Below are 488 nucleotides of genomic sequence, written 5' to 3' on the forward strand. Positions count from 1 at the left end.
ATGATTGGAGTGTCGTCGCCTGGGAACTCATAAGTTTCCAATAGCTCACGCAATTCCATCTCAACCAACTCTAGCATCTCAGCGTATTCTTCAGAATCAACGCCGCCACAGTCTTCAGCCAACAAGTCAGCTTTGTTTAGGAATACTACGATGTAAGGTACACCTACCTGACGAGACAATAGGATGTGCTCACGAGTCTGAGGCATAGGACCGTCAGTCGCACCACATACCAAGATAGCGCCGTCCATCTGAGCAGCACCAGTAATCATGTTCTTAACGTAGTCGGCGTGACCTGGGCAGTCTACGTGTGCGTAGTGACGGCTTGGAGAGTCATACTCAACGTGTGAAGTAGCGATGGTAATACCGCGCTCACGCTCTTCTGGTGCATTGTCGATACCGTCAAATGCAACAGCGTCGCCGCCCCATACTTCCGCACAAACGCGAGTTAGAGCCGCAGTTAGAGTTGTTTTACCGTGGTCAACGTGACC

At 50.8% G+C, this 488-nt stretch carries 1 protein-coding gene; it reads right to left on the bottom strand.

From position 1 onward, the window contains the following. Positions 1-488 (bottom strand): GTP-binding protein (locus tag Q1A41_RS20230; protein WP_299982961.1); only part of this gene is annotated, 488 nt, incomplete at both ends.

Origin of the sequence: uncultured Pseudoteredinibacter sp., from assembly GCF_947502065.1 — a bacterium.
Classification (GTDB): domain Bacteria; phylum Pseudomonadota; class Gammaproteobacteria; order Pseudomonadales; family Cellvibrionaceae; genus Pseudoteredinibacter.